This is a genomic window from Ralstonia sp. RL, from assembly GCF_001683835.1.
GTDB lineage: Bacteria > Pseudomonadota > Gammaproteobacteria > Burkholderiales > Burkholderiaceae > Ralstonia > Ralstonia mannitolilytica.
In genome coordinates this window covers 110,356-134,501 of sequence record NZ_LWRX01000250.1, presented here as the reverse complement: position 1 = coordinate 134,501, position 24,146 = coordinate 110,356, and the positions used below count along the sequence as shown (strand labels likewise).

General features: G+C 66.8%; 16 protein-coding genes. 12 read left to right on the top strand and 4 right to left on the bottom strand.

Going from position 1 to position 24,146, the window contains the following annotated elements:
• The first annotated feature begins 67 nt into the window (after positions 1 to 67).
• Positions 68 to 1,018 (top strand): Kdo hydroxylase KdoO, encoded by a 951-nt coding sequence (gene kdoO / locus A6M56_RS23470; RefSeq protein ID WP_102079515.1) that lies wholly within the window; start codon positions 68 to 70, stop codon positions 1,016 to 1,018.
• A 61-nt stretch (positions 1,019 to 1,079) separates the two neighbouring features.
• On the opposite strand, the gene A6M56_RS23465 is transcribed toward kdoO, so the two are convergent.
• Together A6M56_RS23465 and A6M56_RS23460 are read right to left on the bottom strand one after the other, a co-directional pair.
• On the bottom strand, positions 1,080 to 1,991 hold the full coding sequence (locus tag A6M56_RS23465) for an amino acid ABC transporter substrate-binding protein (RefSeq protein WP_062739372.1): 912 nt from the start codon (positions 1,989 to 1,991) through the stop codon (positions 1,080 to 1,082).
• Positions 1,992 to 2,463: 472 nt separating this feature from the next.
• Entirely contained in the window at positions 2,464 to 2,670 is a 207-nt protein-coding gene (locus A6M56_RS23460) for a hypothetical protein (RefSeq protein ID WP_045786380.1), read from the bottom strand.
• Positions 2,671 to 2,849: 179 nt separating this feature from the next.
• Here A6M56_RS23460 and A6M56_RS23455 point away from each other — a divergent pair, with 179 nt between their 5' ends.
• From A6M56_RS23455 to A6M56_RS23420, 8 genes are all read left to right on the top strand, one after another.
• Positions 2,850 to 4,760 carry an ATP-binding cassette domain-containing protein gene (locus A6M56_RS23455; protein WP_062739371.1) on the top strand — a complete coding sequence of 637 codons (1,911 nt, stop codon included), beginning with the start codon at positions 2,850 to 2,852 and terminating at the stop codon, positions 4,758 to 4,760.
• 158 nt (positions 4,761 to 4,918) lie between these two features.
• Positions 4,919 to 6,904: a DNA topoisomerase IV subunit B gene (locus A6M56_RS23450; protein WP_102079516.1), complete on the top strand. Its 1,986-nt coding sequence runs from the start codon at positions 4,919 to 4,921 to the stop codon at positions 6,902 to 6,904.
• Between the two features lie 16 nt (positions 6,905 to 6,920).
• Positions 6,921 to 7,814: a lytic transglycosylase domain-containing protein gene (locus A6M56_RS23445; protein WP_102079517.1), complete on the top strand. Its 894-nt coding sequence runs from the start codon at positions 6,921 to 6,923 to the stop codon at positions 7,812 to 7,814.
• A gap of 49 nt (positions 7,815 to 7,863) precedes the next feature.
• Positions 7,864 to 10,206 carry a DNA topoisomerase IV subunit A gene (gene parC / locus A6M56_RS23440; protein WP_045786384.1) on the top strand — a complete coding sequence of 781 codons (2,343 nt, stop codon included), beginning with the start codon at positions 7,864 to 7,866 and terminating at the stop codon, positions 10,204 to 10,206.
• Between the two features lie 4 nt (positions 10,207 to 10,210).
• On the top strand, positions 10,211 to 10,771 hold the full coding sequence (locus A6M56_RS23435) for a chromate transporter (RefSeq protein WP_102079518.1): 561 nt from the start codon (positions 10,211 to 10,213) through the stop codon (positions 10,769 to 10,771).
• Positions 10,768 to 11,298 carry a chromate transporter gene (locus A6M56_RS23430; protein ID WP_045786386.1) on the top strand — a complete coding sequence of 177 codons (531 nt, stop codon included), beginning with the start codon at positions 10,768 to 10,770 and terminating at the stop codon, positions 11,296 to 11,298. The genes A6M56_RS23435 and A6M56_RS23430 overlap by 4 nt, the downstream gene beginning before the upstream one ends.
• Before the next feature lie 328 nt (positions 11,299 to 11,626).
• Complete coding sequence (locus A6M56_RS23425; RefSeq protein ID WP_102079519.1) at positions 11,627 to 13,009, top strand: L-histidine transporter HutT; 1,383 nt, start codon at positions 11,627 to 11,629, stop codon at positions 13,007 to 13,009.
• A gap of 112 nt (positions 13,010 to 13,121) precedes the next feature.
• Positions 13,122 to 14,441 carry an MFS transporter gene (locus A6M56_RS23420; protein ID WP_102079520.1) on the top strand — a complete coding sequence of 440 codons (1,320 nt, stop codon included), beginning with the start codon at positions 13,122 to 13,124 and terminating at the stop codon, positions 14,439 to 14,441.
• A gap of 66 nt (positions 14,442 to 14,507) precedes the next feature.
• Here the strand turns inward: A6M56_RS23420 and A6M56_RS23415 are convergent, their stop codons facing one another.
• A complete protein-coding gene (locus A6M56_RS23415; RefSeq protein WP_045786389.1) occupies positions 14,508 to 16,184 on the bottom strand; it encodes an L-lactate permease in 1,677 nt (558 codons plus the stop codon).
• 273 nt (positions 16,185 to 16,457) lie between these two features.
• On the opposite strand from A6M56_RS23415, the gene A6M56_RS23410 reads away from it, so the two are divergent.
• The 3 genes from A6M56_RS23410 (at position 16,458) to A6M56_RS23400 (ending at position 23,323) form a co-directional block, all read left to right on the top strand.
• Entirely contained in the window at positions 16,458 to 18,815 is a 2,358-nt protein-coding gene (locus tag A6M56_RS23410; protein ID WP_102079521.1) for a patatin-like phospholipase family protein, read from the top strand.
• 165 nt (positions 18,816 to 18,980) lie between these two features.
• Positions 18,981 to 20,162: an efflux RND transporter periplasmic adaptor subunit gene (locus A6M56_RS23405; protein WP_102079522.1), complete on the top strand. Its 1,182-nt coding sequence runs from the start codon at positions 18,981 to 18,983 to the stop codon at positions 20,160 to 20,162.
• A gap of 2 nt (positions 20,163 to 20,164) precedes the next feature.
• Positions 20,165 to 23,323, top strand: a complete 3,159-nt coding sequence (locus tag A6M56_RS23400) for an efflux RND transporter permease subunit (protein WP_102079523.1) — start codon at positions 20,165 to 20,167, stop codon at positions 23,321 to 23,323.
• Here A6M56_RS23400 and A6M56_RS23395 read toward each other — a convergent pair whose 3' ends face one another.
• The gene (locus A6M56_RS23395; RefSeq protein ID WP_045786393.1) at positions 23,324 to 24,145 is read right to left on the bottom strand and encodes an alpha/beta hydrolase; all 822 of its coding nucleotides are present in this window, start codon (positions 24,143 to 24,145) and stop codon (positions 23,324 to 23,326) included.
• Between the last annotated feature and the right edge of the window lies 1 nt (position 24,146).

Here is a 24,146-nt window from a genome sequence, read left to right as displayed (position 1 = left end):
GTTCTATCATTCGCGATTATTTCAATCAGCGATTGATCAGGTCATGAGAAGCACGCAGCAGGGTTTGATGCCGACGGACGCGTCGGTACAGCATCGCCATCCCGCCCAGGCAACGTCCGCCGAGCCGCCGGCCATCGACATGGTGGTGCCCTGGCCGGTGCGGGAATGGGCGCCCCATGTCACGGCCGATGAAGCCGTTGCCATGCGCGCTGCGCTCGAGCGCGGCAACGTGCTGCATTTTCCCGATCTGGATTTTCCGCTCGATGCGCGCGAGCAGCGCTTTCTCGACGCGCGCTGGTCTGACGGCAAAACCAAGAACATCAACCTGCGCGCCAACGAGACCGCCGTGCGCGGCGCGGTGGGCGAACCGGCAGACCTGGCTGATCTCGCAGCGCTGATCCGCCGCTATGCCGATGCCGCGGAGCGCCTCGTCCTCACGCTGTTTCCAGATTACGGCCCGCACCTGAAGCGGGCGGGCACGTCGCTGCGCCCGGCGCAGATTGCCGGCCGCCCCGTGAGCTGGCGCAAGGACGATACGCGCCTGCATGTCGATTCCTTTCCGTCGAACCCGCTGCACGGCCAGCGGCTCTTGCGCGTGTTTCACAACGTCGACCCGGATGCGCCGCGCGTATGGCGCATCGGCGAGCCGTTTGCCGATTTTGCCCAGCGCTTCGTGCCGAAGACGCATGGGATGTGGCCGGGCCAGTCGTGGCTGATGGACAAGCTGCACATCACCAAGCGCCCGCGCTCGGAATACGACCATCGCATGCTCCAGTTGCACGATCTGGCCAAGGCCGACCTGCAATACCAGCGCAGCGCCCCGCAGCAGACCTTCGAGTTCGCGCCGGGTGCCACGTGGGTCGTCTTCAGCGATCAGGCGCTGCACGCGGCCATGCGCGGCCGCGCGATGGTGGAGCAGACGTTCTACCTGGACCCGGCCGCGATTGCCGACCGCACGCACTCGCCGGAGGCCGTGCTCTCGCGCATGCTCGGCAGACCGATGCTTCCGCGGCACTGACCGACCGCAAACAAAAACGCCGCCGTTCAAGACGGCGGCGTGAAGCTTCGGACGTTCTCGATCAGTCGGCGACCTTGTCGCTCGGGTACTTGAACGAATCGCGCAGCAGGAAGCTCATCGGGATGTCCAGCTTCGCGCCATGCGGCGGAATCGGTTGCTGGAACCACTTCTTGTAGAGCTTCTCGGCTTCGTAGTCGAGGATGATGTTGGTCATCGCGCGATCGACGAGGCGCTTGAACTCGGCGTCGTCCTTGCTGAGCATGATCGCGTAGGGCTCGACCGTCAGCATGTCGCCCACCACGGCGTAGTCGCCGGGGTTCTTGGCGTTGGCGCGAAAGCCGTAGAGCAGCACGTCGTCCATCGGGAAGGCATCGGCCTTGCCGGCCTCGACCATCGCGAACGATTCGGCGTGATCCTTCGCCTCGATGAACTTCATGTTCAGCACGCGCACGTCGTTCATTTTGCGCAGCTCGGCCACGCTGGTGGTGCCCTTGGTGGTGACGATGGTCTTGTCGCGCAGGTCCTCCCACTTGCGGATGCCCGATGACGTCTTGACGATCATGCGGATACCGGCGATGTAGTGCGGGATGGTGAAGGCCACCTTTTCGCGGCGTTCGCGGTTGTTCGTCGTCGAGCCGCACTCGAGGTCGGCCCTGCCTTCGGTGATCGTCGGAATGCGGTTGGACGAGGTGACCATCACGTACTGGACTTTCAGGTCGGGCCGCTTGAGGTCGGCGCGCAGTTTGTCGACCACGCGCAGGCAGAGGTCCATCGCGTAGCCGACGGGTTTCCTGTCGGCGTCGTAGAACGAGAACGGCACGGAGCTTTCGCGATATGCGACACGCACGGTGCCCGTATCGCGGATGCGGTCCAGCACCGGTGTGGAAGAGGCCAGGGCAGTGCCCGGCACCAGCGTGGACAGCACGGCAGAGAGCAGCGCTGCGGCGGGCAGCGTGCGCTTGAAGAACAGCATGGTTGTATCCCCCGGAGAAAAATCGCGGCCCGCCTTATCGTTATGTCCGGCTCGTGACCGGAAGGGCCTGCCGCATGATACGGTGCGATGGGGCCATGTGGAGGCCGGGCCTGGCCGGGGTGTTGTAAGCAGGCAGCAGGTGCGGATCGTTTGCGCTGAGATGCCGCGGCGCGGATGTGCATTCCAGTGGTGCGCGACGCACACCCGATGTGCGTATCGGGATGGGTTGCACCATCGACCCGCTGCGCAGGCGAGCTCTGCGGTGCATGCTGCGCATCGTTGACGCAGCATGCGTTGTTGCGGTGCGAAGCCGCGCCGGCCTTGGCGTTACGCGTTTGTCCTTACCGGGTTTGTCCTGACTGCCCGACATGGAGAAGGGGCGCTATGCTCCGCCCATGTCTTGTTCGCAAGGCATCGAGGAGAGACTCTTCCGGCCCGCCGAAAGCGGGCCGTTTTCTTTGGTATCACGGATTCAGCCCTGGTGGGGCAGCACGTCGTTCGGCTGCGCAGACTGCCGCGGCCATTTGGAGAACGCGAAGATCCACAGGCCGACCAGGTTGGCCACCGGAACCAGCACCAGCAGCGCCCACCATTGTGAAAAGCCGGTCCGCAACAGGATCTGCCGCACCGGAATGCCTACGATGATCAGGGCGATCAACAAGCCGAATAGTCCGCGCATCGTGTTTCCTTGGATGAGGAGTGGGTGGCCTCGGCCGGAGCGGCAAAGCGCGCCCGGCGGCACAAGCGTTATAGCACCGCGATGTCCGAGCGCAATGCGCCACAGGCCCAATACCGGGCGGGGCGACTACAATACGCGCCTTCTGGCCGCACACGGCCCGCATCTTTCTTCTATCCGGCATGGCCCTGTTTTCCATTACCGATGCGCAACTGGCGTTCGGCCACGTGGCGCTGCTCGATCACACCGATTTCTCGCTGGAAGCTGGCGAGCGTGTTGGCCTGATCGGCCGCAACGGTACGGGCAAATCGTCGCTGCTCAAGATCGTGGCCGGCACGACCGCGCCCGACGACGGCCTGATCGCCCGCCAGAGCGGCGTGACCTCGGCCTACGTGCCCCAGGAGCCCGTGTTCGATCCGGACCAGACCGTGGCCGAAGCCGTCGCGATGGGTGTGCCGCATGCGGCGGGCCTGCTGGCGGAATACGAAGCCCTCATCACGTCGATGGGCGATTCGCACGACGAAGCCGCGCTGCACACGCTGCATGCCCTGCAGGCGCAACTCGAAGCCGCCGACGCGTGGCAACTGCGTACGCGGGTCGAAACCACCATCGCGCAACTCGGCCTGCAGCCTGGCGCACGCATCGGCTCGCTGTCGGGCGGGTTGACCAAGCGCGTCGCGCTGGCGCAGGCGCTGGTGGGCGCGCCCGACATCCTGTTGCTGGACGAGCCGACCAACCACCTCGACTACGAGTCCATCCGCTGGCTCGAAGACCTGCTGCTCGCGTTTCGCGGCAGCGTGCTGTTCATCACGCACGATCGCGCGTTCCTCGACCGCGTTGCCACGCGCATCATCGAGCTCGATCGCGGCAAGCTGCGCTCGTATCCCGGCAACTTCACGGCGTACCAGACACGCAAGGCGCAGCAGCTCGAAGCCGAGGCGCTGGAAAATGCCCGCTTCGACAAGCTGCTCGCGCAGGAAGAGGTGTGGATCCGCAAGGGTGTGGAAGCGCGGCGCACGCGCAGCGTTGGCCGCGTGGCACGCCTGGAGCAGATGCGCGTCGAGCGCGCCGCGCGCCGGGAGGTGCAGGGCAACGTCAAGCTCGAGGTCTCGCAGGGGGATCGCTCCGGCAAGATCGTCGCCGAGCTGATCGACGTGACCAAGCGCTACGGCGACAAGACCGTCGTCGACGATTTCTCCGCCACCATCCTGCGCGGCGACAAGGTTGGCATCCTGGGCGCCAACGGCGTCGGCAAGACGACCTTGCTCAAGCTGATCCTCGGCGAATTGCCGCCCGACTCCGGCACGGTGCGCAACGGCACCAACCTGCAGGTGGCGTATTTCGACCAGATGCGCGCGCAGCTCGATCTCGACCGTTCGCTGGCCGACACCATCAGCCCAGGCAGCGACTGGATCGAAGTCAACGGCCAGCGCAAGCACGTGATGAGCTACCTGGGCGACTTCCTGTTTCCGCCGGAACGGGCGCGCTCGCCGGTGGCATCGCTGTCGGGCGGTGAACGCAACCGGCTGCTGCTCGCGCGCTTGTTTGCGCGGCCGGCCAACGTGCTCGTGCTGGACGAGCCGACCAACGATCTGGACATCGACACGCTCGAACTGCTCGAAGAACTGCTGCAGGAATACAGCGGGACGGTGTTTCTGGTTTCGCACGACCGCGCGTTCGTCGACAACGTCGTCACGTCGGTGATTGCGGCGGAGGGCGAAGGCCGCTGGCGCGAATACGTGGGCGGGTTCTCGGATTGGCAGACGCAGTCGGCGCGTTCGGCGCAGATCGTGCAGGCCGCCAGGCCCGTCGCCGAGGAGAAGAAGCCCGAGGCCGCCAAGCCGCGCGAGCGCGCCACCGTCAAGCTCAGTTACAAGGAGCAGCGCGAGCTGGATGCGCTGCCGGCACGGATCGAGTCGTTGGAAGCCGAGCAGAAGCAGGTCGGCGCCGAACTCGAGGACGGCACGATCTACGCCCGCGACCCGGAACGCGCACAGAAGCTGGCCGAACGCCACGAAGCCATCGAGCTGGAACTGCTGGAGGCGCTGGAGCGCTGGGAAGCTCTCGAAGGCAAGCGCGCCGGCAACGTGTAAACCGCCTGGATGTCAGCGGGATGTCGGCCCAATGTCGGCTCGGGGTCGCATTTGGGCGCTGACCATCCCTCCGCATTGTCAAAGACAGCTTCCTTTACAATGCGCGCTGCATTCCGGTGCTCGGGGCAACCCTGAGCCTGCCTGTCTTTCCGCCTTCCATGAGCAAAACCTCCCAATACAGCGAATCGTCGATCAAGGTCCTCAAGGGCCTGGAACCGGTCAAGCAACGGCCGGGCATGTACACACGCACCGACAACCCGCTGCACATCGTGCAGGAAGTGATCGACAACGCCGCCGACGAGGCGTTGGGCGGCTACGGCAAGCTGATCGCCGTGACGCTGCACAAGGACGGCAGCGTGACGGTGGAAGACGAGGCGCGCGGCATTCCCGTCGGCATCCACCCGGAAGAGGGCGTGCCGGTGGTCGAGATCGTCTACACGCGGCTGCACGCGGGCGGCAAGTTCGACAAGGGCCGTGGCGGCGCGTACGCGTTCTCCGGGGGCCTGCATGGCGTGGGCGTGTCGGTGACGAACGCCCTGTCGACGCGGCTCGAAGTGACGGTGTGGCGCGACGGCAATGTGTCGACGCTTGCGTTCTCGGGCGGTGACGTTATCGAGAAGCTGACGACCCGCAAAGCCGAGCGCGGCGAGAAGAAGAGCGGCACCCGGGTGCGCGTGTGGCCCGACGCCAAGTACTTCGATTCCGAGAACATCCCGCAGGCCGAGCTGCAGCGCCTGCTGCGCAGCAAGGCCGTGCTGCTGCCGGGCGTGAAAGTCACGCTCACGCTGGAAAAATCCGGCGAGACGCTCGAATGGCAATACGACCAGGGCCTGCGCGGCTACCTCGTCGAATCGCTCGCACAGGGCAGCGGTGCCGAGCCCGTCATCCCGCTGTTCGAGGGCGAACATTTTGCCGACCCCGACAAGCCCGGCGAAGAGGGTTTCGCCTACGGAGAAGGCGCGTCGTGGGTGGTGGCCTGGACGGAAGAGGGCTCGCCCGTGCGCGAGTCTTACGTCAACCTGATCCCGACGCCCGCCGGCGGCACGCACGAATCCGGCCTGCGCGAAGGCCTGTTCCAGGCCGTGAAGAGCTTCGTCGAGATGCACGCGCTGCTGCCCAAGGGCGTCAAGCTGATGCCCGAAGACGTGTTTGCGCGTGCCTCGTTCGTGCTCTCGGCCAAGGTGCTCGACCCGCAGTTCCAGGGCCAGATCAAGGAGCGCCTGAACAGCCGCGATGGGGTGCGGCTCGTGTCGACCTTCAGCCGCCCGGCGCTGGAGCTGTGGCTGAACCAGCATGTCGACCACGGCAAGAAGCTGGCCGAACTCGTCATCAAGCAGGCGCAGGCGCGCACGCGCGCGGCGCAAAAGGTTGAGAAGAAGAAGGGCTCCGGCGTGGCCGTGCTGCCGGGCAAGCTGACCGATTGCGAATCGGACGACGTCACCCGCAACGAGCTCTTCCTGGTGGAAGGCGACTCGGCCGGCGGGTCGGCCAAGATGGGCCGCGACAAGGAATTCCAGGCCATCCTGCCGTTGCGCGGCAAGGTGCTGAACACCTGGGAGACCGAGCGCGACCGCCTGTTCGCCAACAATGAAGTGCACGACATTGCAGTCGCCATCGGCGTGGACCCGCACGGTCCGAACGAGGCGGTCGACCTGTCGGGCCTGCGCTACGGCAAGATCTGCATCCTGTCCGACGCGGACGTGGACGGCGCGCACATCCAGGTGCTGCTGCTCACGTTGTTCTTCAAGCACTTCCCGCAATTGATCGATCGCGGGCACGTGTGCGTGGCCCGTCCGCCGCTGTATCGTGTCGATGCCCCGGCGCGCGGCAAGAAGCCCGCGCAGAAGCTCTACGCGCTGGACGACGGCGAGCTCGAAGCCATTGAAGACAAGCTGCGCAAGGATGGCGTCAAGGAAGGCGCCTGGCAGATCTCCCGCTTCAAGGGCCTGGGCGAGATGAGCGCCGAGCAGCTCTGGGAAACGACCATGAACCCCGATACGCGCCGCCTGCTGCCCGTGTCGCTGGGCGACCTGGGCATGGAGCAGACCGTGGGCGTGATGAACATGCTCATGGGCAAGGGTGAAGCCGGCGCGCGCCGCACATGGCTCGAGGCACGCGGCAACGAGGTCGAAGCCGATATCTGATAGCCAACCGACAACGATGATGCTGTTCCGACGTTTCGCTTATGTGCTCACGGCGCTGGCCCTGCTGGCCGGCCAGCCGGCGCGCGCAGACGTCTACGGCTACATCGACGAAAACGGTCTTGCGCATTTCGCGTCCGAGCGGCTGGACGACCGCTACGTGCTGTTCATGAAGGGCGCCGCCGTGGGCGGCAATGCTGACAAGGCCGGCGACAAGGCCGACACCGCCATCGCGCTGCCCGCCACGGAACTGCCTGATGCCGACGCCTACCTCAACGCCAGCAAGCGCGATGCGCTCGACAACGGCACCGGCATGCGGCAGCGCCTCGTGCGCGCCGTGCTGCAGCACCCCAACGTGCCGACGGTCGAGCCGCTGATTCGCCAAGCCGCAAGCAGGCACGGCGTCGATCCCGCCCTGGTGAAGGCCGTGATTGCCGCCGAATCCGGCTTCAACCCGCAGGCCGTGTCGCCCAAGGGCGCGATCGGCCTGATGCAGGTGATCCCGGACACCGGCGCACGCTACGGCGTGACGAGCGACGCGCGCCGCAGCGCCGCACAGAAGCTGGCCGACCCCAAGACCAACATCACCACCGGCGTGCGCTACCTGAGCGACCTGCTGCGCATGTTCTCGGGCAACCTCGAACTCGTGCTCGCTGCCTACAACGCCGGCGAGGGCGCGGTGCAGAAGCATGGCAACGACATCCCGCCGTACGCCGAGACGCAGAACTACGTGAAGACGGTGCTGCAGTTCTATCGTTACTACAACCCGGTGGGCGCCGCGCCCGGGATGATGAACGCGAGCGCCGACGGCGTCATGGCCACGCGCAAGCCCGGCCGGACGGGCCGCCCGGCGCGCATCGAACTCGTACTCGACCCGGCCACCGGCGTGGCCAAGAACATTCCCCAACATTGATCCTGGCGGCGCCGCCACGTTGAAGCGCGCCGCTTTCGCTTGAACCTCCATGGAACAACAAGACATCCTCTTCGACCCCAGCGAGCCGGCCGAAGCGCTCACCCTTGGCGCCTATGCCGAGCGCGCCTACCTCGACTACGCCATCAGCGTGGTCAAGGGCCGCGCGCTGCCCGAGGTGGCCGACGGCCAGAAGCCGGTGCAGCGCCGCATCCTGTTTGCGATGCACGAGATGGGCCTGCGCGCCGACGCGAAGCCCGTCAAATCCGCGCGCGTGGTCGGTGACGTGCTCGGTAAATACCACCCGCACGGCGATCAGTCGGCCTACGACGCGCTGGTGCGCCTGGCGCAGGATTTCTCGCTGCGCTATCCGCTGATCGACGGCCAGGGCAACTTCGGCTCGCGCGATGGCGATGGCGCGGCGGCGATGCGCTACACAGAAGCACGCCTCACGCCCATCTCGCGCCTGCTGCTCGAGGAGCTCGACCAGGGCACGGTCGACTTCGTGCCGAACTACGACGGCTCGATGGAAGAGCCGAAGTTGCTGCCGGCGCGCCTGCCGTTCGTGCTGCTCAACGGTGCATCGGGCATTGCGGTGGGGATGGCCACCGAGATTCCGTCGCACAACCTGCGCGAAGTCGCCAATGCTGCCGTGGCGCTGATCCGCGACGACAAGCTCACCAGCACCGACCTGATGCAGTACATGCCGGGCCCGGACTTTCCGGGCGGCGGGCAGATCATCTCGTCGGCTACGGATATTGCACAGGTGTACGAGACCGGGCGCGGCAGCCTCAAGGTGCGCGCGCGCTGGAAGATCGAAGACCTCGCGCGCGGCCAGTGGCAGCTCGTGGTGACGGAGCTGCCGCCGAACACCTCGTCGCAGAAGGTGCTCGAAGAGATTGAAGAGCTGACCAACCCGAAGGTGCGCGCGGGCAAGAAGTCGCTGTCGCCGGACCAGTTGCAGATGAAGCAGACGATGCTCGGCCTGCTCGATGCGGTGCGCGACGAGTCGGGCAAGGATGCGCCGGTGCGCCTCGTGTTCGAGCCCAAGAGCAAGAACATCGACCAGCAGGAGTTTGCCAACGCGCTGCTGGCGCACACGTCGCTGGAGTCGGGGGCGGCCATCAACCTGGTGATGATCGGCATGGACGGCCGGCCGCGCCAGAAGGGCCTGGCCGAGATCCTGCGCGAGTGGATCAGCTACCGCTTCGCCACGGTCACGCGCCGCACGCGCCATCGCCTGGGCAAGGTGGAAGACCGCATCCACATCCTGGAAGGCCGGCAGATGGTGCTGCTGCGCATCGAGGAGGTCATCCGCATCATCCGCGAGAGCGACGAGCCCAAGGCTGCGCTCATCCAGGCCTTCAACCTGACCGAGCGTCAGGCCGAGGACATCCTGGAAATCCGCCTGCGCCAGCTCGCGCGCCTGGAAGCCATCAAGATCGAGCAGGAGCTGAAGAGCCTGCGCGAAGAACAGGCCGACCTCGACGTGCTGCTGAAGTCCGAAACCATGATGCGCCGTCGCATCATCAAAGAGATCGAGACCGACGCCAAGCAATACGGCGACGACCGCCGCACGCTCATCCAGGAGGAGCGCCGCGCCGCCGCCGAAGTGAAGGTGATCGACGAACCCGTCACGGTCATCGTCTCGCAGAAGGGCTGGGTGCGCACGCGCCAGGGCCATGGCCACGACGCCACGCAGTTCGGCTTCAAGGCGGGCGATGCGCTGTACGACACCTTCGAGTGCCGAACCACCGATGCGCTGCTCATCTTCGGCACGCGCGACGACAAGGGCACCGGCCGCGTCTACTCCGTGGCCGTGGCGAACCTGCCCGGCGGCCGTGGCGACGGCGTGCCGCTGACCACGCTGATCGAGCTCGCGCCAGGCACGCACATCGCCCACACCTTCGCCGGCAACGTCGAGCAGAACGTGTTGATCTCCACGCGCGGCGGCAACGGCTTCATGGCCAAGGTGGGCGACATGGTCGGCCGTCAGAAGGCCGGCAAGGCGTTCCTGACGCTGGACGAAGGCGACCAGCCGAACAAGCCGGCGCCGGTGCCCGCAGACGCGTACGGCGTGGCGTGCCTGTCGGCGAACGGGCGCCTGCTGCTGTTCCCGATTGCCGAACTGAAGACGCTCTCCAGCGGCGGCCGCGGCGTGATCCTGATGGAGCTCGAGAAGAACGAAACGCTCGCACAGGCGCTCGCCTTCGGCCCAGCCGGGTTCGTGCTGACGGGCGCCGGCCCGCGGGGCGGCAAGGTCAGCGAAACGACGATGACCACGCGCGCCCAGGAGCCGTACGCCGGCAAGCGCGCACGCAAAGGCAAGGTGCTCGAGCCGAAGCTGCGCGATCCGAAGCTCTCGCTGCCCAAGCCTGCACCGGAAGCGGCCTGACGCGATGACCGACCCGCACGCCGAGCCGGCGGCCAATGCTCCTTCCTGCCGCAAGCTCTTCACCGAGTTTGCGCGCATGGGCCTGTCGGGCTTTGGCGGCGTGCTGCCGTTTGCGCGCGCCGGCATCGTCGATCGCAACCGCTGGCTTTCCAATGCCGAGTTCGCCGAGTTGCTGAGCCTGGGCCAAGTGTTGCCGGGCCCGAATGTCGTCAACCTCTCGGTGATGCTCGGCTACCGCTACCACGGCGTGCGCGGTGCGGCGGCGGCCCTGAGCGGGCTGGTGTTCACGCCGGCCGTACTGCTGTTGCTGATCGTCTTGCTGTATGACCATTTCAGCGGGCTGTCGCTGGTGCAGAACCTGCTCAAGGGCATGGCGGCCGTGGCGGCGGGGCTGGTGCTGACCACGGCCGTCAAGCTGGCGCAGGGGCAGTCGCGCACGTGGCGCGCCATCGGTGTCGGCCTGGCGGTGTTTCTGACGATCGGCGTGCTGCAGTGGCCGCTGGTGTGGGTGATGCTGGTGCTGATCCCGCTCGCCCTCGTGCTCGAGTGGAGGGCGATGCGATGAGCCATCTCGCCACCGCCTTCGACCTGTTCTGGCACTTCCTCGTGTTGTCGTTCCTGTCCATCGGCGGGGCCAGTTCGACGCTGCCCGACATGCACCGGTTTCTGGTCGATACCCGCCACTACATGACCAGCGAGCAGTTGAGCGCCATGTATGCCATCTCGCAGGCGGCACCGGGCCCCAACGTGCTGTTCGTCGAACTGTTCGGCTGGCAGGCGGCGGGGTTGGCGGGGGCGATCGCCTCGCTGGTGGGCATCTGCCTTCCGTCGTGCGTGATTGCGGCGGTGATCGCGCGCGTCATGCACCGCTCCCCCGATGCGCGCTGGATCGCGCTGGTGCGCCGTGGCCTTGCGCCGCTCACCATCGGGCTGCTGTTCTCCACCGGCTGGATCCTCGCGCGCGGTGCCGACAACAGCTTCGGCACCATCGCCCTGACGGTCGCCACGGTTCTGACGTGCACCTTCACCCGCGTCCATCCGCTGATTCTGGTAGGCCTTGGCGCCTTGGCCGGCGGGCTGGGCTGGGTGTGACAACGGCCGGCTGACGTCCGCGCCGCCGACGCTTCCCGGGCGGCAATTTCCTTTCGCTTTTTCCGCATGCATGGCCCTCACACAGCAGGGCCGAAGTGGGCTGCCGTTCGCGCAACTTCGGGAATGCCCTAATTTGTCTCGATATGTATATACAAGAACATTGTCGTTATCGATGTGTTGTATGTACGGCGAGCGATCGCTTGGAGGCCATGCCGCCCGCAGCCGTACCGCAGCTCACGCCCCACGTCGCCCCGGCATCACCGGACGCAGATCCGCACGCCCCGGCGACGAGCCCCGCGGGGGGGCTCCCATCCAGAGAGGAGGCAGTTTGAACCACCTGCAACGCAACCTGCGCGCGCGGCATATCCGCTTTCTCGCGCTCGGCTCGGCCATTGGTACGGGCCTGTTTTACGGGTCCGCATCGGCCATCCAGCTGGCCGGGCCGGCGGTCATCCTCGCGTACATGATTGGCGGCGCGGCCGTGTACATGGTCATGCGGGCGTTGGGCGAAATGGCGGTGCGGCAGCCGGTCTCAGGCTCGTTCGGCCGCTACGCGCGGGACAACCTCGGGCCGCTTGCGGGCTTCCTGACCGGGTGGACGTACATCCTGGAGATGGTCATCGTCTGCCTGGCCGACGTGACCGCCTTCGGCATCTACATGGGCTTCTGGTTTCCGGAGGTGCCGCAGTGGATCTGGGTGCTGGGCATCGTCCTGCTCATCTGCGGCCTGAACCTGTGCAACGTGAAGGTGTTCGGTGAGATGGAGTTCTGGCTCGCGCTCATCAAGATCGTGGCGATCGGCGCGATGATTGCCGGCGGCATCGTGATCCTCTTCCTCGGCGTGCAACTGAACGGCAGCCATGCGCCCGGCCTGAGCCACCTGTGGTCGCACGGCGGCTTCCTGCCGCACGGCGTGGGCGGCCTGATCGCCTCGTTCGCCGTCGTCATGTTCGCCTATGGCGGCGTGGAGATCATCGGCATTACCGGCGGCGAGGCGCAGGACCCCGACAAGGTCATCCCCAAGGCGATCAACGCCGTGCCGGCGCGCATCCTGCTGTTCTACGTGCTGACGATGTGCGTGCTGATGGCGATCTTCCCCTGGACCGGCATCGACGGGCAGGGCAGCCCGTTCGTGCAGATCTTCTCGGGACTGGGCATCCAGTCTGCGGCGGCGGTGCTGAACCTGATCGTCATCTCGGCGGCCATTTCGGCCATCAACAGCAACATCTTCGGCGCGGGCCGGATGATGTACGGCATGGCCGAGCAAGGCCAGGCGCCGCGCGTCTTTGCGGCGACGTCGCGCCAGGGCGTGCCGTGGGTCACGGTACTCACCATGGCCGGCGCGCTGCTGGGTGGCGTGGTGCTGAACTACCTGATTCCCGAGAACGTCTTCGTCATCATCGCGTCGATCGCCACGTTCGCGACCGTGTGGGTGTGGCTGATGATCCTGCTGTCGCAGGTGGCCATGCGCCGCCGCCTGTCGGCCGAAGAGTTGCGCGCGCTCAAGTTCAAGGTGCCCTTGTGGCCGGTGGGCCCGGCGCTGGCCATCGCGTTCATGCTGTTCGTGATCGGCGTGCTCGGCTACATGCAAGACACCCGCGTGGCCCTGTACGTCGGCGCCGGCTGGGTCGCGCTCATGTCTGCAGCCTGGTACGTGCGCGTGAGGCCGGCCGCAACGGACAGCCTCGCCGAAGAGCCGCGCGGCGCCTGAATCGGCCCCGTCGACGCAACCGTCATCACAGCCGTGCCGCGATGTCTTTTTCATCCCGCCAGGCCGGGGGGGCGCGGCCGGCCCCATCAGAAAGCACGCCCGGAGACCACTCATGCCCAACCACACGACCGCCCCGTCCTACGGCGCCCCCGACAATGTTCGGGCGCCGGCGCTTGCTCGGCCACTTTCGCGCACGCGCGCCATTGCCGCCATCACGATCGGCAATGGGCTCGAGTTCTACGATTTCGTGGTGTACAGCTTCTTTGCCACGCTGATCGGCCGGCTGTACTTTCCGGTCGGCAACGCGACCGGCCAGCTGCTGATGTCGTTCGCCACATTTGGCGTGGGCTTCCTGATGCGGCCGCTCGGCGGCCTGCTGATCGGCATGTATGCGGACCGCGCCGGCCGCAAGCCCGCCGTGGCGCTGACGCTGTGGCTGATGGGCCTGTCGTCGCTGATCTTTGTCGTGACGCCGACGTATGCGCAGATCGGCATCGTGGCGCCGGTGCTCGTTGTGCTGGCGCGGCTCGTGCAGGGGTTTGCGATCGGCGGCGAGATGGGCGCCTCGACCGCGCTGCTGCTCGAATACGCGGATGACCGTTCGCGCGGCTTCTACACGAGCTGGCAGCCGTTCAGCCAGGGCCTGGCGGCGCTCTTCGGCGCGCTGGTGGGCCTGCTGCTGAGCAACGTGCTGGCGCCGGCGTCGCTGGAGTCGTGGGGCTGGCGGCTCGCCTTCCTGATCGGCATTCTTGTCATTCCGGTCGGCCTCGTTATCCGCCGCCGGCTGGAAGAAACGGCCGCACCGCCGAGCACGCATGAGGCCGGGGCGATGCTGCCGCTGCTGCGCGAGCACCGCAGCGCGCTGGTGGCCAGCATCCTGCTGATGATCGGCGTGGCTTCGTCGACGTACATCATCGTCTACTACCTCAGCAACTACGCCGTGAGCGTGCTGCACATGCCGCTGTCGCTGGGCATCTGGGCGGCGTGCATTGCGGCGCTGGTGCAGGTGCTGCTGTCGCCGTCTGCCGGCAGGCTGGCGGACCGCATCGGGCGCCGGAAGGTGGTGTTGTGGTCGCGTGTTGCGCTGCTGGCGATGATCTATCCGGCCTTCGCGCTGATCAACGCCGAGCCCTCGCTTGCGCGGCTGCTGGTCGTGGTCGGCTGCCTCTCGGTGCCGATGTCGATGACCTCGCCCGCGTCGATGGTGCTGGTGAGCGAGGTGCTGCCGCAGCGTTTGCGGGCGACCGGGCTGTCGATCGCCTATTGCGTCGCCATCGCCATCTTTGGCGGCTTCGCGCAGTTCTTCTCGACCGAGCTGATCCACCTGACGGGCAACGCGAATGCGCCGGCGCTCTATGTCATCGGCTGCGGACTGGTGTCGCTGATCGGCCTGGCGATGGTGCCGGAAACGCTGGGGCGCCGCTTGGCCTAAGCCCTACTTCCAGGCAAAGAAAAAGCCCCGCGTGGAGCGGGGCTCTTGCCGTGAGGCGGGGCCTAGTCAATGCACGACCATGCGCGTGAACGGCTCCACGTAGGCTTGCAGCGTGATCAGCAGGCCCACCAGGAACGCCAGCGCGATCGAGTGGAAGAACACGTAGCGCAGGATGTCGCCCTCGTGGCCGTACCACTTGGTGGCGGTGGAGGCCACGACGATGGACTGCGCGTCGATCATCTTGCCCATCACGCCGCCCGAGCTGTTGGCCGCCGACATGAGGATCGGCGACAGGCCGAGCTGCTCCGCCGTGGTCTTCTGCAGGCCGCCGAACAGCACGTTCGATGCGGTATCGGAGCCGGTGAGCGCCACGCCCAGCCAGCCCAGCATCGTGCCGAACAGCGGATACAGCACGCCCGTGTGGGCGAAGGCCAGCCCGAGCGTGGCGTCCAGACCCGAATAGCGCGTGAGATAACCGATGCCGAACATCGCGCAGATGGTCAGCAGCGAATAGCGCGTGAGCTTGATGGTGTTCCAGTACTCCTTGAGCAGGCGCGGCACCGAATAGCCCATCAGCAGGCCGCCCACGATGGCCGACACGAGGATGCCCGTGCCCGCCATCGACAGCACGTTGAAGTTGAACACCGCGCCCTCGGCAATCACCTTGGGCACCACCGGCGGGCCCTTGAGCACCATCTTGTCGAGGCCCGGGATGGCGAATTTGAACGCCCACAGGCCGTCGGCAAACGCCTTGAACTGCGGCACGCCCCAGATGAAGACGAACACGGTCAGGATGACCCACGGCAGCCACGCCTGCACGCGCGTGATCTTGCCGTCGGTGGAGGTGGTGGCTTCGCGGGCTTCCGCGGCGGCTTCGGGGTCGACGCGGGAGTTGTCTTCGCGGTTGCGCAGGGCGGTCGACGTCCAGATCGTCTTGGGCTTCCACACCTTGAGGAACAGCGTGAGCGAGCCCATCGACACCAGCGCCGCTATCACGTCCACCAGCCACGGCCCGTGGAAGTTCGAGACCAGATACTGCGGAATGGCGAACGACACGCCCGCCACCAGAATCGCGGGCCAGATCTGCAGCATGCCGCGCCAGCCCGCAAACGCCCAGATCAGCCAGAACGGCACCAGCACCGAGAAGAACGGCAGCTGCCGGCCCACCATGGCCGAGAGCTGCAGCAGGTCCAACCCCGTGACCGAGGCCAGCCCGATCAGCGGTGCGCCCAGCGCGCCGTAGGCCACCGGCGCCGTGTTGGCGATCAGTGCCAGGCCCGATGCGGCCAGCGGCGAAAAACCCAGGCCGATGAGGATGGCGCCCGTCACGGCCACCGGCGTGCCGAAGCCCGCCGCGCCCTCGAAGAACGCGCCAAAGCTGAACGCCACCAGCAGCAGTTGGAGGCGGCGGTCTTCGGTGATGCCCGAGATGGAGCTCTGCAAGACCTTGAACGATCCATTCAGCGTCGTGAGCCGGTGCAGGAAGATGATGTTGAGAACGATCCAGCCGATCGGGAACAGCCCGGAGACGATGCCCAGCCCCGCCGCCTTGCCCGCCATGGCAGCCGGCATGCCGAACACGAACGAGGCGATGCCCACCCCGACGATGAGCGCGAGCCCCGCGGCCAGATGGGCCTGCACATGGAAAAATGCCAGCGAGCACAGCAGTACCGCGACCGGTATCCCGGCGGCGATGGTGGACCACACCGCGTTACCGAGCGGGTCATAGACTTGATTCCACATCTTGATCTCCTCCTGGTTCTGGGCGTTTCAGTTTCTTGAGCAAGGTGCTTCGGTCACCGAACGTCTTCTGTTGCCCCGTGAAAAGGACAATCGCGGATTGTAGGAACAAGCGTGTCCGGGTCCGGGCAATATTCTGTCACTTTCATACTGAAAAGTATTCATCGGTGCCCGAGGGCGCCGTGGCGCGGCGCACGCGATTGCACCGGGTAAATCCGGGTTGTGGAATCATTGCGCCTGCAACGTCGCCCAACAAGAAAACATCGCACCCGGTCTATGGCTTTCCTGGCTCTTTCGCTTTGCCGCTGCGCGTCCCGACGGGCCGCCGCGGCGCTCGCCATGTTGGCGATGCTGATTGCGCTGTCGCCGGCGGTGCATGCGCAGGCCTCCGGCTCCGCCGCCAGCCGGGCACAGGCCGCACGGCCGCGCATCGGGCTGGTGCTGTCGGGTGGCGGCGCACGCGGCTACGCGCATATCGGCGTGCTCAAGATGCTCGAGCGCATGCACGTCCCTGTGGACGTGATTGCCGCCACCAGCATGGGCGCCGTGGTAGGCGGGCTGTATGCCAGCGGACTGCGCGCCGATGAACTCGAGCAGAAGCTCTCGCAGGTGGACTTGAGCGACATCGCCTTCGACCGCAACGAGCGCGCCAAGCTGCCGCAATCGCTGCGGGAAGACGATTTCCAGTATCCGATCGGCTTGTCGGCGGGCTACGGCGACGGCCGCCTGAAGCTGCCGACGGGGCTCGTGCAGGGCAACCGGCTGCTTGCCTTGCTCAAGAACTGGACGGCGCAGTGGCCAGACAACACGGACTTCGCGCGCCTGCCGATTCCGTTCAAGGCCATGGCGACCGATCTTGCGACCGGCGACGCCGTGATCCTGGACCACGGCTCGCTGCCGTTGGCCATGCGCGCCAGCATGGCGGTGCCGGGCCTGTTCGCGCCGATCGAGGTGGACGGACGCACGCTCGTGGATGGCGGGCTGGTGAGCAACCTGCCGGTGCAGCTGGCGCGCGACATGGGCGCGGACATCATCATCGCCGTGAACATCGGCTCGGACTTGCTGCGGCCGGAAGACCTCGCCTCGCCAGCGGCCGTGACGCAGCAGATGATCACCATCCTCGTGGGCCAGAACGTGCGCGCACAGAAGGCGTTGCTGCGCGGCGACGACGTGCTGATCGAGCCGCAGCTGCGCGATCTGTCGTTCACCGATTTCGCCAAGGGCCCGCAGGGCGTGTTGCAGGGCGAGAAGGCCGCGCAGGGCGTGCAGGCGCGGCTGGCCGCGCTGTCGCTCTCGCCGCAGGCCTATGCCGCCTACCGGGCCGAGCACACTCCGCGCGGCACGCTGGCGAGCGGCACGCGCATCGATGCCATTGCGGTGACGACCAACGGCCGCGTGCCGGCCGCGCGCGTGCGGCAGATGCTCAACGTGCACGAGGGCGACCCGTACGACGCCGAACAGCTCAACCGCGACCTCTCGGCGCTGTCCACCACGGGGGACTTCGAGAGCGTGACGCAGCGGCTGGTGGAAGAGAACGGCGTGCACACGCTGCGGATCGACGCGCACGAGAAATCGTGGGGCAACCAGTTCTTCCTGTTCGGGCTCGGCATGTCGACCAACTTCGATGGCCGCGGCGCGTTCAACGTCAACCTTGGGCATCGGTATCCGTGGCTCACGCAGAGCGGGCTGGAATGGCGCAACGACCTCGTGCTGGGCAGCAACCGCGCGAGCGTCCACACGGAGCTGCGGCAGCCGCTGTGGCAGGCGCGCGGCTTCTACATCGCGCCGTACGCCGAATACTCGCGCCGCCGCTCGGACATCTACTTTGACGACCTGCCGCCCACCAAGGACGTCAAGCCGTTCAACAACCTGACGATCGAGACGGCGCGCGCTGGCGTCGACCTCGGCATTCCGCTGGGCCGCAAGGGCGAACTGCGCCTGGGCGTGAACTACGTGAGCAAGAGCGCGACGTTCAATTACCTGCTGCTGGAAACCGACGAAACCGGTGTGCCGATGGGTGCGATGGACTTGCCGACGGTGCGCGCCAAACAGCCGGCGTTCCGCGCCCAGCTCACGCTCGATCAACTTGACGATCCGTTGTTCCCGCGCAGCGGCTACTACCTGTACAGCAGCGTGGAAGCCGGCTTCGGCTCGCTGGACAAGAAGTACAACACCGCGCAGGCCAAGGGCTTGTGGGCCACCAGCTACGGGCGCCATACCTTCAACGTGGCGCTGGAGGGCGCCGGCCAGTTCGGGGCGAACAGCCCCACGCGCGAGAACGGCGGCAACAGCGGCAGCGGTGCCAACGAAGGCTTCTATCTCGGCGGCTTCCAGCACCTTTCTGCCTATGCGCAGGATCAGTTCAACGGTCAGTACCTGCTCTACGGCCGGCTGACGTATCTGTACGATCTGCGCATCAACGATCTGCTCGGCTTGCGGGCGCCGGTGTTCGGAGCGAGTGCCGAGGCCGGCAACGTCTGGCAGCTGCGCAACAACTTCGGCCGGGGGGCTTACCTTAAGAGTGGCAGCCTGTTCGTTGGCGGCAACAGCCCGATCGGGCCGCTGTACTTCGGTTTTGCCGTGGCGCCGCAAGGTGTGTGGAACGTCTATCTGCAGCTCGGCCGCGTGTTCTGACGCAAGCCGTGACGCCCCGGAACGGGCGGGCATTGCCTGATTGTGGACAATCGTAAGGTCTTGTTCAGATTGGCAAATCAATCGGACAGCCAGGGGCAGGTGTGCGTGCTAGCCTTCCGCTTCGCTTCTCAAGACCTCGGGCGCGGACGCGCCCAGCCCCCTCCCATGATGTTCTCCGTGTTGTCCCGTGGTGTCCGTTCGTCCACGTCGTTGCTGTGCGCATGCGCGCTGGCCACGCTGCAGGCGTGCGGCAGGCATGCCGATGAAGCCGCCAGGCCGGCAGGCACGCCGGAAATCGAGTTTGCCGTTGCGCAGCGCGCCGATGCTCCGCTGGTGACGGAACTGCCCGGCCGCATCGAGCCGTATCGCACCGCCGAAGTACGTGCGCGTGTGGACGGCATCGTGCTCAAGCGCACCTATGACGAAGGCCAGGTCGTCAAGGCCGGGCAGGTGCTGTTCCGCATCGATCCCGCACCGCTCAAGGCGCAGGTGGATGCCGCGCAAGGGGCGCTGGCCCGTGCGCAGGCACAGCTGTCCATCGCCCGTGACAAGGCGGCGCGCTACAAGGGCCTCGCTGCCACGCACGCCGTCAGTGAACTCGAATACGCCGAAGCGCAGGCCGCCGAGCGCCAGGCTGCGGCGGAAGTCATCTCGGCGCGCGCTGCGCTGGAAACGGCGCAATTGCGCCTCGGCTACGCCACCGTGACGGCACCGATCACGGGCCGTTCGCGTCGCGCCCAGGTCACCGAAGGTGCGCTCGTCAAGGAAGACGCGGCCACGCCGCTCACCACCGTCGAACAGATCGACCCCATCTACGTCGATTTCGCGCAGCCCGCCGCCGAGGTGCTGGCCCTGCAACGCGCTCTCAAGACCGGCCAGGCCGCCGCGCTGGCCGCCAAGGACATCGGCGTGCAGGTCATCCTGAGCGACGGCGTGGCCTATGAGCGCCCGGGCAAGCTGCTGTTCTCGGACCTGGCTGTGGACCGCGCGACGGACAACGTCTCGATGCGCGCCGTGCTGCCGAACCCCGATGGCCTGCTGCTGCCGGGCATGTACGTGCGCGTGAGGCTGTCGCATGCCGTGCAGCAGGGCGCGGTGGCGGTCCCGAAGGGCGCGTTGCAGCGCGATCGCCACGGCGCATCGGTGTTCGTCGTGCAGGCCGACGACACGCTGGCCATGCGCGCGGTGACTGCGCAAACGTTGGCCGGCGACCAATGGCTCGTGACCAGCGGCCTCTCCGGCGGCGAACGTATCGCTATTCCCGGCATGCAGACGCTGGGGGCTGGCATGGCGGTCAAGCCGGTGCCGACAGGCGAGCGCACGGGCGCCAAGCCGCAGAAGGGCTGACCATGGCACGCTTCTTTATCGACCGCCCGGTCTTTGCCTGGGTGATTGCGCTGGCCATCATCCTGGCCGGCGTGCTCGCGCTGCCGACCCTGCCGGTGGCGCAGTACCCGAACATCGCGCCGCCCAACGTCAGCATTTCGGCCACGTATCCGGGCGCCTCCGCGCGCACGGTGGAAAGCGCCGTGACCGCCATCATCGAGCGCGAGATGAACGGCGCGCCGGGGCTGCTGTACATGTCGTCGTCGTCCGATGCGGCGGGCAATGTGTCGATCAACCTGTCGTTCAAGCAGGGTACCAGCCCTGACCTTGCCGCGGTGGAGGTACAGAACCGGCTGAAGATCGTGGAGGAACGGTTGCCGGAAGTGGTGCGCCGCAACGGCATCCGCATCGAGAAGGCGGCCGAGAACTACATGATGTATCTGTCGCTGTCGGCCGAGCGCGGGCGCTTCGACGGCATCGATCTGGGCGACCTTGCGTCGTCCGACCTGATCCCGCAACTGCGCCGTGTGCCGGGCGTCGGCACCGCGCAGCTGTTCGATGCCGAATACGCCATGCGTATCTGGCCCGATGCGGACAAGCTGACTGCACTCGGCCTCACCGCCGGGGATGTGAGCGATGCCGTGCGCCGCTACAACGCGCGCATCACCGTGGGCGAGATCGGCAGTGGCGCGGTGCCGAACAGCGCGCCGATCAACGCAAGCGTGACGGGCGACGACGGCCTGACCACACCGGAGGCGTTCGGCGAGATTCCGCTGCGTGCCGACGCGCAGGGCCGCATGGTGCTGCTGCGCGACGTGGCGCGCGTGGAGCTGGGCGGCAGCGACTACCTGTACCTCTCGCGCCTGAACGGCAAGCCGGCGACGACCATCGGCATCAAGCTCGCGCCGGGTGCCAATGCGGTGGGCGTCGCCAAGCGCGTGCGCGCGGTGCTGGACGAAGCGCAGGCGAATTTCCCGCCCGGCGTGCGCTACGAGGTCGCCTATGACAGCTCCCGTTTCGTCGGCATCGCGATCGAGCAGGTCCTCAAGACGCTGCTCGAAGCCGTGGTGCTGGTGTTCCTGGTGATGATGCTGTTCATGCAGAACCTGCGCGCGACGCTCATCCCGACGCTGGTGGTGCCCATCGCGCTGCTGGGCACGTTTGCCGTGATGCTCCCGCTGGGCTTCTCCATCAACGTGCTGACGCTGTTCGGCCTGGTGCTGGCCATCGGCATCCTCGTCGACGATGCCATCGTGGTGGTGGAAAACGTCGAGCGCGTAATGCATGAAGAGGGGCTTTCTCCGCGCGAGGCGACGGCCAAGGCGATGCGGCAGATCAGCGGGGCCATCGTCGGCATCTCGCTGGTGCTGACGGCGGTGTTCGTGCCGATGGCGTTCTTTGGCGGCGCGGTGGGGAATATCTACCGGCAGTTTTCGCTGTCGCTGGCGGTGTCGATGGTGTTTTCGGCCTTCCTGGCGCTCACGCTGACGCCGGCGCTGTGCGCGACCGTGCTCAAGCCCGTGCACGGGCATGGCGCCGAACGCAAGGGCTTCTTTGGCGCGTTCAACCGCGGCTTTGCGCGATTGACGGCCCGCTACCAGGGCGGCGTCGCCAGGCTGCTCAACCGCACGGGGCGCGCGCTCATCGCATACGGAACCGTCATCGGCGTGGCGGTGCTGCTCTTCATGCGATTGCCGACCGCCTTCCTGCCCGAGGAAGACATGGGCGAGTTCATGACCATCGTGCAATTGCCGACCGGCGCCACGCAGGCGCAGACACTCGACGTCGTGCGGCAGGCGGAGCATTACTTCATGACGCAGGAGCCGGCGGTGGCGTCCACGCTCGCCATCACGGGCTTCAGTCTGTACGGCAACGGCCAGAACGCGGCCATGCTGTTCCTGACGCTCAAGGACTGGAAGCAACGCAACGGCGCTGACCAGCACGTCGATGCCGTGGTCGAGCGCGCCAATGCCGCCTTCGGCAAGATCAAGAGCGCGACCGTCATGGCGATGAACTCGCCCGCGCTGCCGGAGCTGGGCAGCAAGCCCGGCTTCGACCTGCGCCTGCAGGACCGCAGCGGCGCCGGCTACGAGCGCCTCGTGCAGGCACGGGAGCGCATGCTCACCGAAGCCGCGAAGCACCCGGCGCTGGCCGAAGTCACGTTTGCAGGCCAGGGCGATGCGCCGCAGGTGCTGATCGACGTAGACCGCAAGAAGGCGCTGTCGATGGGCGTGTCGATCGAGGACATCAACCGCACGCTCGCAGTGATGTTCGGCTCGGACTATGCGGGCGATTTCGTCTACCGCAACCAGGTGCGCCGCGTGATCGTGCAGGCCGACGGCAAGCAGCGCGTCTCGGTCGAGCAGCTCGGCCGCATGCACGTGCGCAACGCGGCCGGTGCGATGGTGCCGCTCTCCGCCTTCACCACGGCCAAGTGGGTCGTCGGGCCGCTCAAGCTCGACCGCTACAACGGGTTCCCCGCCATGACGATCACCGGCTCGCCCGCGCCCGGCCATAGCTCCGGCGAGGCCATGGCGGCGATGGAGTCGATCGCACGCGCGCTGCCCGACGGCTTCGGCTACGAGTGGACGGGCCAATCGTTCGAAGAGCGCCTGTCGGGTGCGCAGGCGCCGGCGCTGTTTGCGTTGTCGATCCTGGTGGTGTTCCTGTGCCTGGCGGCGCTGTACGAAAGCTGGTCGATTCCGCTGGCCGTCATGCTGGTCGTGCCGCTTGGCGTGCTGGGGGCGCTGCTGGGCGCCACGCTGCGTTTCCTGCCCAACGACATCTACTTCAAGGTCGGGCTCATTGCGACCATCGGCCTGTCGGCCAAGAACGCGATCCTGATCATCGAAGTGGCCAAGGATCTGGTGGCGCAAGGCATGGGCCTGATTGAAGCCACGCTGGAGGCCGCGCGGCTGCGCTTCCGACCGATCGTGATGACGTCATTGGCATTTGCATTTGGCGTGGTGCCACTGGCGATGGCGAGCGGCGCGGCATCGGCCAGCCAGCGGGCCATCGGGACGGGCGTGCTGGGCGGCATCATCACGGCAACGGTGCTGGCGGTGTTCCTGGTGCCGGTGTTCTTCGTGGTCGTGCGGCGCGTGTTCGAGGGCAGCGAGCGGCAGCGCCGGCTCGATGCGGCACACGAGCACGAGGTGACGGGGCGCGGGCCCGCGGCCTGATCACTCGGCAGTGGCGATGCTCTTGCGCCTGGCTGTGCCTACAGCTGGGTCGAAGCCGAAGAAGCCGAGAACCTCCGCTGCGACCTGATCGCGGTCGTTGTCCACGCAGATCATGTGGTAGCTGTTTTCCAGCACCACGGTGCGCGCGCGGGGCAGCGCCGCCTGCAGCGTCTGCGCGGAGCGCAGGCTGGTGAGTTCGTCTTCGCGCGCGTGGATGATGAGCGTCTCGCACCGCGTGCCGGGCGCCGCGTCCCGTGCCCAGCGCCGCAGGCGGTCGACCTGCCGGATGCAGGCCAGCGGCACCCAGGGGTAGTGGAAGCTGTCGCCGCGCGCGAGCTTGGCCTTGATGATCCGCCGCAACAGTGGGTTCTTGATGCCGAACGGCTCGTCTTCTTCCACGCGCATGCGCGCTGCCATGCCGGGAATGCGATACACCGCGTGCCGCAGCTCCCGATACCACGGCGTCGACCAGCCGTCGATATGGATGGGCGTGGCCAGCAAGGCGAGGCGGTCCTGCGGCCGGTCGATGCCGTGGCGGACACGGTGCGCCAGCACGAGCGCCAGCAACGCTCCCATGCACATGCCCGCGATGTGTACGGTTGCATGCTCGGCAATGAGCTCGCGGTACGCTCGCGCGAGTGTTTCCAGCCACGCTTCGGCCACCGTGCCGACGAGGTCCTGCGGATGCGTGCCGTGTCCGGGCAGGGTCGGCGCGTGCGTTGCCGCGCCGGCACTGCGCAGCGCTTTCTGTAGCACGCCCAGGTCATAGGCCGTACCGCCCAGGCCGTGGATCAGCAGCACCGCCGTGCTGCCACGCTGCATC